At 73.7% G+C, this 13013-nt stretch carries 12 protein-coding genes and 1 pseudogene; 9 read left to right on the top strand and 4 right to left on the bottom strand.

The genetic code is table 11. The annotated features are described in order from the left end of the window. Nucleotides 1-197: 197 nt before the first annotated feature. The gene (locus GPJ59_RS24620) at nucleotides 198-1742 is read right to left on the bottom strand and encodes a M28 family metallopeptidase (protein ID WP_219669881.1); all 1545 of its coding nucleotides are present in this window, start codon (nucleotides 1740-1742) and stop codon (nucleotides 198-200) included. Nucleotides 1743-2022: 280 nt separating this feature from the next. Then, nucleotides 2023-3147, bottom strand: coding sequence for a DUF5937 family protein (locus GPJ59_RS24615; RefSeq protein WP_219669880.1), 1125 nt, complete (start codon nucleotides 3145-3147; stop codon nucleotides 2023-2025). Between the two features lie 199 nt (nucleotides 3148-3346). On the opposite strand from GPJ59_RS24615, the gene GPJ59_RS24610 reads away from it, so the two are divergent. After that, nucleotides 3347-3562 carry a hypothetical protein gene (locus tag GPJ59_RS24610; RefSeq protein ID WP_219669879.1) on the top strand — a complete coding sequence of 72 codons (216 nt, stop codon included), beginning with the start codon at nucleotides 3347-3349 and terminating at the stop codon, nucleotides 3560-3562. Between the two features lie 256 nt (nucleotides 3563-3818). On the opposite strand, the gene GPJ59_RS24605 is transcribed toward GPJ59_RS24610, so the two are convergent. After that, nucleotides 3819-4958, bottom strand: a complete 1140-nt coding sequence (locus GPJ59_RS24605; protein WP_258024859.1) for a threonine aldolase family protein — start codon at nucleotides 4956-4958, stop codon at nucleotides 3819-3821. A gap of 102 nt (nucleotides 4959-5060) precedes the next feature. Here GPJ59_RS24605 and GPJ59_RS24600 point away from each other — a divergent pair, with 102 nt between their 5' ends. The 7 genes from GPJ59_RS24600 to GPJ59_RS24570 all read left to right on the top strand — a co-directional run bounded on the left by GPJ59_RS24600 (nucleotide 5061) and on the right by GPJ59_RS24570 (nucleotide 11830). Further along, on the top strand, nucleotides 5061-6134 hold the full coding sequence (locus GPJ59_RS24600; RefSeq protein WP_219669877.1) for a Rossmann-like and DUF2520 domain-containing protein: 1074 nt from the start codon (nucleotides 5061-5063) through the stop codon (nucleotides 6132-6134). Further along, the gene (panC, locus tag GPJ59_RS24595) at nucleotides 6131-7135 is read left to right on the top strand and encodes a pantoate--beta-alanine ligase (RefSeq protein WP_219669876.1); all 1005 of its coding nucleotides are present in this window, start codon (nucleotides 6131-6133) and stop codon (nucleotides 7133-7135) included. Before GPJ59_RS24600 ends, panC begins: the two co-directional genes overlap by 4 nt. Continuing rightward, a complete protein-coding gene (locus GPJ59_RS24590) occupies nucleotides 7132-8892 on the top strand; it encodes an L-aspartate oxidase (RefSeq protein WP_219669875.1) in 1761 nt (586 codons plus the stop codon). The genes panC and GPJ59_RS24590 overlap by 4 nt, the downstream gene beginning before the upstream one ends. A 2-nt stretch (nucleotides 8893-8894) precedes the next feature. Then, nucleotides 8895-9860: a carboxylating nicotinate-nucleotide diphosphorylase gene (gene nadC / locus GPJ59_RS24585; protein ID WP_219669874.1), complete on the top strand. Its 966-nt coding sequence runs from the start codon at nucleotides 8895-8897 to the stop codon at nucleotides 9858-9860. Nucleotides 9861-9864: 4 nt separating this feature from the next. Next, nucleotides 9865-10674, top strand: coding sequence for a type III pantothenate kinase (locus GPJ59_RS24580; protein WP_219669873.1), 810 nt, complete (start codon nucleotides 9865-9867; stop codon nucleotides 10672-10674). Between the two features lie 61 nt (nucleotides 10675-10735). Beyond that, nucleotides 10736-10954, top strand: a complete 219-nt coding sequence (locus GPJ59_RS24575) for a type II toxin-antitoxin system VapB family antitoxin (protein WP_219669872.1) — start codon at nucleotides 10736-10738, stop codon at nucleotides 10952-10954. A gap of 123 nt (nucleotides 10955-11077) precedes the next feature. Further along, a complete protein-coding gene (locus GPJ59_RS24570) occupies nucleotides 11078-11830 on the top strand; it encodes a GntR family transcriptional regulator (protein ID WP_219669871.1) in 753 nt (250 codons plus the stop codon). A 246-nt stretch (nucleotides 11831-12076) separates the two neighbouring features. On the opposite strand, the gene GPJ59_RS24565 is transcribed toward GPJ59_RS24570, so the two are convergent. After that, the gene (locus tag GPJ59_RS24565; RefSeq protein WP_219669870.1) at nucleotides 12077-12523 is read right to left on the bottom strand and encodes an SRPBCC family protein; all 447 of its coding nucleotides are present in this window, start codon (nucleotides 12521-12523) and stop codon (nucleotides 12077-12079) included. A 117-nt stretch (nucleotides 12524-12640) separates the two neighbouring features. Between GPJ59_RS24565 and GPJ59_RS24560 the strand changes: the two are divergent. Beyond that, nucleotides 12641-13013 (top strand): annotated as a pseudogene (locus tag GPJ59_RS24560) (hypothetical protein); the annotation flags it as partial.

The following is a 13013-nucleotide window of genomic DNA, read 5'->3' as shown; positions in this document are numbered from 1 at the left end:
CCGCCCCCGGACCCCCGCGCCTCAAACGCCGGCGGGGCTGGATATGCCGCGCAGCGGCACATTCCAGCCCGCGCGGCGTTTGAGCGCACCGGGCGCGAAGCGCACGGAACGGGGTCCGGGGCGGAGCCCCGGTTACGGGAAGGGGCGGGGTGGGGAATGGCCCCGCGCAGCGGTGCCCCGTCCCCGGCCGGGCCCCGTTATTCCGTTACGTGGTCGTGCCCGTCGTGCAGGCCACCCCCGCTCCCCGAACCCTCCGTCGGCACGGACACAACCGGCTTCGACAGCGGCGCCAGATCCCACGCGTAGTGGCCGACCGCGTCCGCGATGACGTCGACGTTGATGTCGAGCGCCTTCTGGTCGATGTTCGCCAGGGTGTCGCCGGCCCCGTGGTAGTTCACGTCGTACGCGACACCCGCCTGGCCGCCGAACTTCGCCGCCTGACCCTCCGTCTTGATGCCCTCCGCGCCGGTGAACGTGCCGCCCGACGGGATGCCGACCTCGATGAACGGCCCGTAGTCCGAGCGGCCGCTGAAGTCGGTGCCCTCGTGCGGGAGGCCCTTGGAGTCGAGGAAGTCGGTGATGCCCTTCTCCAGCTGCGCCGAGCCCTCCGGGCCGGGGCCCGCGCCGACGCCGTCGGAGTTGTCGCCGTCGTAGACGAAGTACGCCGAGTTCGGCGAGGCGATCATGTCGAAGTTCAGGTAGAGCTTGATCTGCTTCTTCTGCTCCTCGGTCAGCGACGCGACGTACGCCTCGGAACCGAGCAGGCCGAACTCCTCCGCCGACCACCAGGCGAACCTGACCTTGTTCTTGATCTTCTTCTGGTCGCCCGCGAGGCGCTGCGCGACCTGGAGGATGCCGGCCGAGCCGGAGCCGTTGTCGTTGATGCCCGGGCCCGCCGCCACGGAGTCGAGGTGGGCGCCGAGGAAGACGGTGTTGTTCGTGTCGCCGCCCTTGGTCTCCGCGATGACGTTGTACGTCTTGCGGTTCTCGCGCAGCTCGCGGATGTCGAGCGTGACCTCGACCGGGCCGGCGGCGGCCTCGGCGGCCAGCTTCTCGCCGTCCGCCTGGGTGATGCCGCCGGTCGGGATGCGCCCGGCGGCCGGGTCGCCGAGGGTGCCGTTGAGGGCGCCCGCGGTGTTGTTGTAGATGACCGCGCCGACGGCGCCGGCCGCGGCCGCGTTCTGCTGCTTGACCGCGAAGGTGCAGCCGCCGCGCTTGATCAGCGCGACCTTGCCGGTGAAGGTGCCGGCGGCGAAGTCGCCCGGCTCGCAGCCGTTGGTGTTGTCCGCGTCGACCGGGGCGACGGCGACCTGCGCGGTCACGCCCTGCTCCGGGCCGCTGGCGGTGTACGTCATCAGCTTGACCGGGACGTCGCGGCCGCCCGCGCCGTTCACCGTCAGCTTCTCCGCGATCGTCTCGACGTACACGAAGTCGAACTCGTGCTTGGAGACTTCGTACCCGGCGGCCTTCAGGACGGCCGAGACGTACTGCGCGGACTGCTCGTGGCCCTTCGAACCGGCCACCCGCGTACCGCGGTTGTAGTCGGCGATCGACTGGAACACCTTGAGGTGGTTGTAGGCACCCTTGCCGGTGGAGTCCTTGACGAGCTTCCTGGCCAGCGCGTCCGCCCGGGCGGCGTCGCTCTGCGGGCTGGTGGCACCGGCCGGCCCGGCGAGCAGCAGCGGCGAGACGAGGGCCGCGGCGGCCAGGGCGGCGACTGCGGCTATACGGCGAGAGGGCATGAAGGTCCTTTCACGACGGAGCAGCACAGACATGAGGACAGGCAGAAGACAGGCAGAGGACGGCAACAGCGCAGGTGGAGAGGGTGGAGCAGGGTGCTGTAACAGGTGGAGCGACGCGGTGAAGATGCCGTGTGGGGCGGCGGTGGACGCACGTTAGACAGCGGGAAGCCAGTCTGGCCAGAGTTTTCACTGATTCCGGTTCGTGAATTCCGTATATCGGTACGTCGACATCGCCGGAACCGGCACTTACCGGACTGCCGGAATCATCCGAACCGGCAGGTCAGCGAAGTATTCCCTCGATGAAATCCGACCCGATCCGCGCGACCGCGGACAGATCCAACTGATGCTGGACATACCGTCCTTGGCGCTGTGTGTGCAGCAGCCCAGCCTTGCGCAGCACGGTCAGGTGCCGCGACACCTCCGGCGGAGTGACGCCGTGCACGGTCGCCAGTTCCGTCGTCGTGTACGGGGCCCGGGCCAGGCTCCGGCACAGCGTCATCCGCATCGGGTGGGCGAGGGCCTCCATGCGTCGCTGGAGCAGCTCCACCGAACCGGGGGAGGAGGCCAGTTCGGGCGAGGAGAGCGGGTAGTGCACCACCGGGCGCCAGCCGGGCGCGTGCAGCACCAGCAGGTGCGGCCAGCCGAAGTGCGTGGGTATGAAGACCAGTCCGGCGCCGGTCGCCGGATCGGTGGCGGTGGCCGAGCCGTTGGTCATCTTGTCGGCCGTGATGGTGGTTTCGGCCTCGTCGACGCTGAGCGCCGCGGAGACCTCGGAGAGCACCGCGGGCAGGCCCTTGCGGCGCAGCACCTCGGTCTTGTGGCGGGCGTCCGCGGTCTGGCGCGGCTCGATGCGGCGCCACGTCTCGGCGAAGAACGCCTCGTCGCACTCCTCCAGCAGGGTGCGCAGCCAGGCCCGCACCTTCGCCGTGTCGTCGAGCAGCCGGACGGTGAAGTCCAGCCGGCGCGGCCCGCGGGCGGCGGCGGTCTCCAGGGCCTTGGCGCGCGCGGCGGGGTCGGTGAGCGGGTTCTTGTTCCAGCCCTCGTCGTAGAGCGCCAGCCAGCAGTGTTCCAGCGCCGCCAGCACGAACCGCTCGTCGTCCATCCGGTCGAGTACGTCGAGCTCCTCGGCCAGCGTGCCGGCGGGCACCCCGCTGCCGCCGGGCACGCCCGCGAAGGGCATGAAGATGTCCGCGAAGGAGCTGCGCCACATGAAATCGGCCTCCAGGAGCCGGTCGGCGAGGCACGGTTCGAGGGCGGCGGAGGTGGCGGTGGTCCAGGAGTGCAGCCCCGGGTGGTGGGCGGGCTGCGAGAGCGCGTGCAGGGCCATGCAGAGCTCGGCCAGCGGGGAGGGGGAGAAGGTGATCCGCTCGTGGGGCAGCCCGGCGATGTCGATGCTGACGCTCATGCGGTCATTGTCATCGGATTGTCGTACCGAGCGCGGGCGGGGGTCGGCCGAGTGGCCCTGCGGGGGGCGGGAACGCGCAGGTCACGGGGGTGGCCGGGCGGTGGTTGGGGGCGGTGATCGGGGGCGGGGCCGGGCGCGAGGATTGACGGGCGCCGTCAATCGTCGCGCGCGACCGGGCCGACGGGGTCAGGGTGGACACATGACCGCGATCGAGCAGTACCTCATCGACACGTATCGGGCCTGCGAGCGGGGCACCCCGCTGCCGCCGCCGCCCGGCCGCGACGACGTGGCCGCGCTGCGGGCGGCCCGCTCGTACGAGCAGTGCCAGGCCGTCCTCGAGGGCCACCCGGCGAACCACCCTTGGCGGGCGGGCGTACGCCGACTGCTGAGCCGGCCGGGGCGGCGGGAAGGCTGAGCCCGGGCCGGCTCCGGCCTTGCGCGTCCCGCGCGTCCTGGCCGGGGGCACCCTGCCGTGCGGCTGGTGCCCGTCGTGGGTGGTTGTTCGCGCCGTTCCCCGCGCCCCTGGCGGGGCGCAGCCTTGTGCCGACGGAGCCTGGCCATTTCCAGCCTCGCCGGCGATTGAGGCGCGGGGGTGCGGGGGCGGAGCCCCCGCAAACCGGGCGGGGCCCCACCGCTGTGCCGGACCTGGGGGAGGCCGCTGGGCTTCCTCCCTACGCCCCCGGCAAGCGGGCCGCGAAATCTTCCGCCGCCCGCCGGATGTCCTGCGGCGTCCACGACAGGCTCTCCGCGGCCACGGTCAGTTCCGTGACCGCCAGCCCCGGCGGGCCGCCCGCGTGCCAGGTGCGGAACAGGCAGGTGCCCGTCTCCTCGGCCTGCCGCACCGCCGCCTCGGTCAGCGCGTCCGGCTCGTACGGCAGCCACACCTGGAACTGGTGGGTGTGCGGGACCTCCGGATGGATCCGGAACCACGGGACGGCCTCCGACGCGCCGAAGCCCTCCTTCAGCGCCTCCGCGACCACCCTGGCCTGGCCGACGTACGACGGCAGCCGCGGCAGCTCCCGTTCCAGGCCGCTCAGTGCCGACAGGGCCTGCGGGAACTGGCGGAAGACCCGGCCCCCGTACCGCAGCCGCCACTCCCGCGCCTCCGCGACCAGCGAGGCCGACCCGGCCAGCGCGGCTCCGCTCAGGCCGCCGAGCGACTTGTAGAAGGAGACGTACACGCTGTCCGCGAGCGCCGCGATCTCGTGCAACGGGCGGCCGAAGTGGGTGGTGGTCTCCCACAGCCGGGCCCCGTCGAAGTGGACGACCGCGTCCCGCTCCCGGGCCGCCTCCACCAGCTCGCACAGCTCCTCCCACGAGGGCAGCAGGAAGCCGGGTTCACGCAGCGGCAGCTCCAGCATCAGCGTGCCGAACGGGTCGGCAAGATCGCGTACCTCCTGTGCCGTCGGCTGGCGCTGCTCGTCCGTCGGGTGCACGGTCCGCAGCCCCGACACGACCGACAGCGCCCCGCCCTCCCACCGCTCCGGGTGGCTCATCGGGTGCAGCGCCACCACCGGGTTCCCGGTCCGGCCCGCCCAGCAACGCAGGGCGACCTGCTGGGCCATCGTGCCGGACGGGAAGTGCGCCGCGGCCTCCGTACCGAGCAGCTCGGCGACCCGCTCCTCCAGCCGGGTCACGACTCCGTCGCCGTAGATGTCGGCCGACTCGTCCGGGTCCGCGGTGGTCAGGGAGGCCAGCAGCTCCCCGACGGTCTCCTCCCGGACGCCGCGCCAGAGCTTGCGCTCCGCCCCGCGCCAGGCGGCCAGCGCCCACGCGTTCTTCTTGTCCTGATCGTCGTCCTGATCGCTCATGGTCCCGATCATGGCCCGGGGCACGCGGCCAGGGCCACAGGGCTAGCATGGCGACGTATCGTCCGGTACCCCTCGCGGACTGGAACGGAAGGCCCGCACCGCGTGAATCCCACCCAGCAGCCCCGCCCCGCGCGGCTGACCGTCGGCGTCGTCGGCGCAGGCCGCGTCGGCCCCGCGCTCGCCCGTGCGCTCCAGCTCGCCGGACACCGGCCCGTCGCCGTCTCGGGCGTCTCCGACGCCTCCGTGCGCCGGGCCGGCGAGATGCTGCCCGACGTACCCCTCGTACCCCCCTCCCAGGTCCTGGAGCTGGCCGACCTGGTCCTGCTGACCGTGCCCGACGACGCGCTGCCCGGCCTGGTGCAGGGGCTCGCGGAGACCGGCGCGGTCCGGCCCGGGCAGCTGCTGGTGCACACCTCCGGCCGGTACGGGACCGCCGTGCTGGACCCGGCCCGGCGGGCCGGGGCGCTGCCGCTCGCGCTGCACCCGGCGATGACCTTCACCGGCACCATGGTCGACGTCCAGCGGCTGGCCGGCTGCTCCTTCGGCGTCACCGCCCCCGACGAGCTGCGGCTGGCCGCCGAGGCGCTGGTCATCGAGATGGGCGGCGAGCCCGAGTGGATCGCCGAGAGCGCCCGTCCGCTGTACCACGCGGCGCTCGCGCTCGGCGCGAACCACCTGGTCACCCTGGTCGCACAGGCCATGGAACTGCTGCGTACGGCGGGGGTCGAGCACCCCGACCGGATGCTCGGCCCGCTGCTCGGCGCCGCCCTCGACAACGCCCTGCGCTCCGGCGACGCGGCCCTGACCGGCCCGGTCGCCCGCGGCGACGCCGGTACGGTCGCCGCCCATGTGGCCGAGCTGCGCAAGCACGCCCCGGCGACGGTCCCCGGCTACCTGGCCATGGCCCGTACGACGGCGGACCGGGCGCTCGCGCACGGACTGCTCAAGCCGGAACTGGCCGAGGACCTGCTCGACGTACTCGCCGACGGCGCCCGGGCCGACCGGGCCGATGGGACCGACGGGACCGGCGGGACCGGCGGGACCAGCGGGACCAGCGGGATCGACCGGGCTGACGGGACCGACAGCACCGACCGGATCGCCGGGACCGACCCGACCGACCCGACCGACCCCACCGACGGGACCGACCCCGACCGCCCCGAGGGAGAGGGACGATGACCGACCTGCTGCTGTCCACCGCCGACGAGCTGCACCGGCTGCCGCGCGGCGGCGCCGGTCCGCGCGCCGTCGTCATGACCATGGGCGCGCTGCACGAGGGCCACGCCACCCTCATCCGCACCGCCCGTGAGCGGGCCGGGGCCGACGGGCAGGTCGTCGTCACCGTCTTCGTCAACCCGCTGCAGTTCGGGGCGAACGAGGACCTCGACCGCTACCCGCGCACCCTCGACGCCGACCTGGCCCTCGCCGCCGAGGCCGGCGCGGACGCCGTCTTCGCCCCGTCCGTGGACGAGGTCTACCCGGGCGGCGCCCCCCAGGTCCGGATCAGCGCCGGCCCCATGGGCGAACGCCTCGAAGGCGCCACCCGCCCCGGCCACTTCGACGGCATGCTCACCGTCGTCGCCAAGCTGCTCCACCTCACCCGGCCGGACGTCGCGTTCTTCGGGCAGAAGGACGCCCAGCAGCTCGCGCTGATCCGGCGCATGGTGACCGACCTCAACTTCCCCGTCGAGGTGGCCGGCGTGCCGACCGTCCGGGAGGGCGACGGGCTGGCCCTGTCCAGCCGCAACCGCTACCTGTCCGACGCCGAGCGCCGCACCGCCCTCGCCCTGTCCCGCGCCCTGTTCGCCGGCCGCGACCGGCTCGCCGCGCAGTACGCGCTGCTGGCCCGGGCCGAGGCCGTCGGCGCCCCCACCGGGGAGGAGCGGGCCAGCGGCCTGGCCCGGCTCGGGGAGGCCCGCGCCTCCGCCGACGCGCACGCCGTCTCGGTGGCCGGCAACGACCTGCCGGACGCCGTGCGCGCCGCGGCGCACCAGGTCCTGGACCAGGCCGGGCGGTCCGGGCCGCCGCTGGTGCTGGACTACCTCGCGCTGGTCGACCCCGCAGACTTCACCGACGTCGGCCCCGGCTTCACGGGGCAGGCGGTCCTGGCCGTCGCCGCGAAGGTCGGCACGACCCGGCTGATCGACAACATCCCATTGGAGTTCGGAGCACACTCGTGAGCACCCCAGGCAGCGGCCCCTCCGGCAGAGGCACCGGCACCGGCCCCGGCACCGGCATACGGCTGCACGCCCCCGCCCCCGGCTGGGCCCTGGAGGCCGACGTCGTCGTCGTCGGCTCCGGCGTGGCCGGCCTGACGGCCGCGCTGCGCTGCGCCGCCGCCGGGCGCCGTACCGTCGTCGTCACCAAGGCCCGGCTCGACGACGGCTCCACCCGCTGGGCGCAGGGCGGCATCGCCGCCGCGCTCGGCGAGGGCGACACCCCCGAGCAGCACCTCGACGACACCCTGGTCGCCGGCGCCGGCCTCTGCGACGAGCAGGCCGTGCGGATGCTGGTCACCGAGGGCCCCGACGCCGTACGCCGGCTCATCGACAGCGGCGCCGTCTTCGACACCTCCGCCGAGACCGGCGAGATCGCGCTGACCCGCGAGGGCGGCCACCACCGCCGCCGCATCGCGCACGCCGGCGGCGACGCGACCGGCGCCGAGATCAGCCGCGCCCTGGTCCAGGCCGTGCACGCGGCCGGCATCGAGACCGTCGAGAACGCCCTCGTGCTCGACCTGCTCCAGGACGCCGAGGGCCGCACGGCCGGCGTCACCCTGCACGTCATGGGCGAGGGCCAGCACGACGGCGTCGGCGCCGTCCACGCGCCCGCCGTGATCCTGGCGACCGGCGGCATGGGCCAGGTCTTCTCCGCGACCACCAACCCGTCGGTCTCCACCGGCGACGGCGTCGCGCTCGCGCTGCGCGCCGGGGCCGAGGTCTCCGACCTGGAGTTCGTCCAGTTCCACCCGACCGTGCTCTTCCTCGGGCCGGACGCCGAGGGCCAGCAGCCGCTGGTGTCGGAGGCCGTGCGCGGCGAGGGCGCGTACCTGGTCGACGCGGACGGCGTCCGCTTCATGGTGGGCGCGCACGAACTCGCCGAGCTCGCCCCCCGCGACATCGTCGCCAAGGGCATCATGCGCCGCATGCAGGAGCAGGGCGTCCAGCACATGTACCTGGACGCCCGGCACTTCGGCGCCGCGATGTGGGAACAGCGCTTCCCCACCATCCTGGCCGCCTGCCGCGCCCACGGCATCGACCCGGTGACCGAGCCGGTCCCGGTCGCACCCGCCGCGCACTACGCGTCCGGCGGCGTACGCACCGACCTGTCCGGCCGCACCACCGTGCCCGGCCTGTACGCGTGCGGCGAGGTCGCCTGCACCGGCGTGCACGGCGCGAACCGGCTGGCCTCCAACTCCCTGCTGGAGGGCCTGGTCTTCGCCGAGCGGATCGCCGCCGACATCGCGGCCCGCGCGCCCGAGGGCAGCGGCCCGGGCATCCCCGTGCCCGCGACCGGCCCGCTCCAGCCCGCCGAGGCCCGCTACGAGGTGCAGCGGATCATGACCGAGGGCGCGGGCGTGCTGCGCTCCGCCGAGTCCCTGCGCGCGGCCGCCGACGCCCTGGAGGGCCTGTATGCGGCCGCCCTCGGCGAACTGGAGGCCCAGGGCAAGACCGCCGTACCCGGGGTGGACACCTGGGAGGCCACCAACCTGCTGTGCGTGGCCCGGGTGCTGGTCGCCGCCGCCCTGCGCCGCGAGGAGACCCGCGGCTGCCACTGGCGCGAGGACCACCCCGACCGCGACGACGCCGCCTGGCGGCGCCACCTCGTGGTACGCCTGTCCGAGACCGAGAAGCGCGCGCTGGTCGTCACCCCCACCGACACGGCGGACCTCCCGTCCGTACGCCCGTCCCGTCAGCCCTCCAGCCAGGAGCAGTAACCGTGAGCACCCCCGAACTCCCCCTGATCGACCAGAACGAAGGCGGCTGCGGCGACGACTGCGCCTGCGGCGACGACGAGAGCGGCCTGGACCCGGCGCTGGCGCAGCTGCTGGCCGATGCCGGCCTGGACCCCGTCGAGGTCGAGGACATCGCGCACATGGCGCTGTCGGAGGACCTCGACGGAGGCGAGGACGTCACGTCCGTGGCCACGGTCCCCGAGGACGCGGTCGCGACGGCCGACTTCACGGCCCGCGAGGCGGGCGTGGTGGCCGGCCTGCGCGTGGCGGAGGCGGTCCTGTCGATCGTCTGCACCGAGGCGTTCGAGGTCGAGCGGCACGTGGAGGACGGCGACCGGGTCGAGGCCGGCCAGGTGCTGCTGTCGGTGACGGCCCGCACCCGCGACCTGCTCACCGGCGAGCGCAGCGCGCTGAACCTGCTGTGCCGGATGTCGGGCATCGCGACCGCCACCCGCCGCTGGGCGGACGTCCTGGAGGGCACGGGCGCGAAGGTCCGCGACACCCGCAAGACCACCCCGGGCCTGCGCTGCCTGGAGAAGTACGCCGTGCGCTGCGGCGGCGGGGCCAACCACCGGATGTCGCTGTCGGACGCGGCGCTGGTCAAGGACAACCACGTGGTGGCCGCGGGCGGCGTCGCCCAGGCCTTCAAGGCCGTCCGGGAGGCCTTCCCGGACGTGCCGGTCGAGGTCGAGGTCGACACGATGCACCAGGTGCGGGAGGTCGTCGACGCGGGCGCCGACCTGATCCTGCTGGACAACTTCACCGTCCCGGAGACGGAGGAGGCCGTCACGCTGGTGGCCGGGCGGGCCAAGCTGGAGTCCAGCGGCCGGCTGACCCTGGAGACGGCGGCCGCGTACGCGGCGACCGGCGTGGACTACCTCGCCGTCGGCTCGCTGACCCACTCCTCCCCGATCCTGGACATCGGCCTCGACCTGCGCGAAGCGGTGTGACCCGATGCTGCTGACGATCGACGTGGGCAACAGCCACACCGTTCTCGGCCTGTTCGACGGTGACGAGATCGTCGAGCACTGGCGCATCTCGACGGACCCGCGCCGGACCGCCGACGAGCTGGCCGTGCTGATGCAGGGCCTGATGGGCATGCACCCGATGCTCGGCAGCGAACTCGGCGACGGCATCCACGGCATCGCCATCTGCTCCACCGTGCCGGCGGTGCTGCACGAGCTGCGCGAGGTCACCCGCCGGTACTACGGCGACGTGCCGGCGGTCCTGGTCGAGCCGGGCATCAAGACGGGCGTGCCGATCCTCACGGACAACCCCAAGGAGGTCGGCGCGGACCGCATCATCAACGCGTGCGCGGCCGTCGAGCTGTACGGGGGCCCCGCGATCGTCGTCGACTTCGGCACCGCGACGACGTTCGACGCGGTGTCGGCGCGCGGGGAGTACGTGGGCGGCGTGATCGCCCCCGGCATCGAGATCTCGATGGAGGCGCTGGGGGTGCGCGGCGCCCAGCTGCGCAAGATCGAGCTGGCCCGCCCGCGCAACGTCATCGGCAAGTCCACCGTCGAGGCGATGCAGTCGGGCGTGGTCTACGGCTTCGCGGGCCAGGTCGACGGCGTGGTCACGCGCATGTCCCGCGAACTGGCCGGCCCGAACGGCGACCCGGACGACGTCCGCGTCATCGCGACGGGCGGCCTGGCCCCGATGGTCCTCGGCGAGTCCTCGGTCATCGACGACCACGAACCCTGGCTGACCCTGATCGGCCTCCGCCTGGTCTACGAACGCAACGCCCCGAACTTCGCGTGACCGCCACGCTGGGCCGGGTCCGCACCCGGCCCAGCACCGGGCTCTCCGCAGGAGGCCAGAAGTGTCCAGGATCGTGATCGACGTCGACGACGAGATGCTCGCCCGTGCGCAGCAACAGCTCGGTACCGCCACCGAACGGGAGACCGTCGAACGGGCGCTCAGGATGGCGGCCGCGATCAGCGCCGACGACCGGGCGCGGGCTCTCCGCTGGCTGCAGAAGAACGCCGGGGACTTCCTCGACTTCGACGTGCTCGAAGAGCGGGAGCGCAGGGGGCTTTGAGCTCCGCGCTCACCTCCGGCCTCACGGCGAGCGCGTCGTCGCTCAGCGTGATGCTGAGCGTTCAGCTTCACGCTGATGGGTTAGCTTGTCGATCTCCGTCGGAGTAGGGACAGGACGGCCCAAATGCCCCGAGAGAACGCCTACCTGCAGGTGGCCGACGCCCTCCGGGCCCGGATCGAGGCCGGGGAATGGGCGGTCGGTGCGAAGCTGCCCTCGCGGGCGCGGTTCGCCGAGGAGTACTCCGTCGGGCAGAGCGTCGCGCAGCGCGCGATGGAGCGGCTGATCATCGAAGGCTTCCTCGAAGGCCGCTCCGGCTCCGGCACCTACGTCCGCCGCCCCCGCAAGCGCCTGCGCCTGGTCCGTTCGCGGCAGCGGGCGACCCGCGCCGGCCGGTCCTTCCGCGCCGAGGTCGCCGCACAGGGGCAGGCCCCGACATGCGAGTCCCGCTCGCAGGCCCGGGTGCCGGCGCCCGAGGACATCGCGGCCAGGCTCGCGATCGAGCCCGGGGACCCCTGCGTACTGACCGACTACGAGTACCTGGCCGACGGACAGCCCGTCCAGCTGTCCCACTCCTGGGAGCCCATGGCCATCACGCAGGGCACCCCGGTCCAGCGGCCGGAGACGGGTCCGCGGCAGGGCGCGGGAGTGCTGGAGCGGATGCGCTCGATCGGGGTCGAGATCGCCTCGGCGGTCGAGGTCCCCCGCCCCTCCCGGGCGACCCAGGAGCAGGCCAACCTGCTCGGCATCAGCGTCGGCGACCTCGTCACCCGCATCGAGCGCACGTACTACGACACCGGCGGCCGGCCCGTGGAGACCGCGGACATCGTGCTGCCCGACATCCGCTCCGAGATCGTCTACGAGTTCCGGGTCGACTGAGCCACCGCGCCCCGGGCCGCTGCGCGGGGCCTTTCCCCTCCCCGCCCCTTCCCGAAACCGGGGCTGCCGCCCCGGACCCCGTTCCGTGCGCTTCGCGCCCGGTGCGCTCAAACGCCGCGCGGGCTGGATTTATCCAGCCCCGCCGGCGTTTGAGGCGCGGGGGTACGGGGGCGGAGCCCCCGAAAGCGGGGGCCGGGGCGGCAGCCCCGGTTTCGGGAAGGGGCGGGGTGGGGAAAGGCCCCCTGCCTAGGCGCCCCGCTCCAGCAAGGTCTTCAGCGTGCGCTCGTTGCGCGGTATCTCCTTGCGCGCGTGCGGGCGCACGACCAGCGGGACAAGGACCTTGCCCATGCCGTGGCCCTCGAAGTCGAGGTCGATCGTCACCCGGGAGCGGCGGCCGTCGTCGAGCGGCTCCACCGTGCCGTGGACGTTGCCCCGGACGGGCCCGTCGATGCCGTGGTAGCCCCAGCTGCGCGGCGGGTCGAGCTCGGTGACCTCCATCGTCATCGGGAACTCGCGCCTGCCCACCCGGCGCAGCACCCGTACGTACGAGCCGACACCCAGGGGCGCGTCGCCGAGGGCCCGCGCCGAGACCGCGCTCTCCTGCCATTCCGGCAGGTGGCTGGGGTCGGCGAGGTAGGCGAAGACCTCTTCGGGACGGCAGTCGATGTCGACGGATTCCTTGATCGCGGACATGGTCGCCCCCTGGGGGAGGAAGGTGGTCTGCCACGTCCATCGTCCCACCGGGGGGCGCGCCGCGCCGGTACGGGCAGGCAGAGGGGATTTTGTCCGATTAGCGCGTATCTTCGGGCCATGCCCACGCCCTACGGATCCCGCGGCGGTATGGCCTTCAGCGCAGCGGAGCTGCACGTGCTCCGGCGGTCGCTCGCCCACGCCCTCCAGTCCTCCACCGCCCCCCTGACCGCCACCGAGGTCCAGGACTGCCTGCGCCTGGCGCAGGCGGTCGACGAAGCGGTGGGCGAGGCCGGCCGGCTCAGAGCGTTCCTCGCCGAGGATCTCGGGCGGTACCGGCAGGCCCTGCCGGGGAGCCTGGCCGGCTACCTGGAGCTGCTCCAGGACGCGCTGGCGGGCGGGTACGAGCCCCAGGGCGACGACCTGGCCGCGCTGCGGGCGCTGCGCGGGAACCGGGCCGCGGCCGCCGTGCTGGACCGCGCCGAGCGCGGGC

Source organism: Streptomyces bambusae (assembly GCF_019400985.1).
GTDB lineage: Bacteria > Actinomycetota > Actinomycetes > Streptomycetales > Streptomycetaceae > Streptomyces > Streptomyces bambusae_A.
This window is presented reverse-complemented; position numbering and strand designations above follow the sequence as displayed.

Bases quoted from the DNA above. Each gene is read 5' to 3' on its own strand.
- GPJ59_RS24565 (WP_219669870.1), bottom strand. From the start codon at position 12,523: ATGTCCGCGATCAAGGAATCCGTCGACATCGACTGCCGTCCCGAAGAG.
- GPJ59_RS24620 (WP_219669881.1), bottom strand. From the start codon at position 1,742: ATGCCCTCTCGCCGTATAGCCGCAGTCGCCGCCCTGGCCGCCGCGGCC.
- GPJ59_RS24570 (WP_219669871.1), top strand. From the start codon at position 11,078: ATGCCCCGAGAGAACGCCTACCTGCAGGTGGCCGACGCCCTCCGGGCC.
- GPJ59_RS24610 (WP_219669879.1), top strand. From the start codon at position 3,347: ATGACCGCGATCGAGCAGTACCTCATCGACACGTATCGGGCCTGCGAG.
- GPJ59_RS24605 (WP_258024859.1), bottom strand. From the start codon at position 4,958: ATGAGCGATCAGGACGACGATCAGGACAAGAAGAACGCGTGGGCGCTG.
- GPJ59_RS24615 (WP_219669880.1), bottom strand. From the start codon at position 3,147: ATGAGCGTCAGCATCGACATCGCCGGGCTGCCCCACGAGCGGATCACC.
- panC (WP_219669876.1), top strand. From the start codon at position 6,131: ATGACCGACCTGCTGCTGTCCACCGCCGACGAGCTGCACCGGCTGCCG.
- GPJ59_RS24580 (WP_219669873.1), top strand. From the start codon at position 9,865: ATGCTGCTGACGATCGACGTGGGCAACAGCCACACCGTTCTCGGCCTG.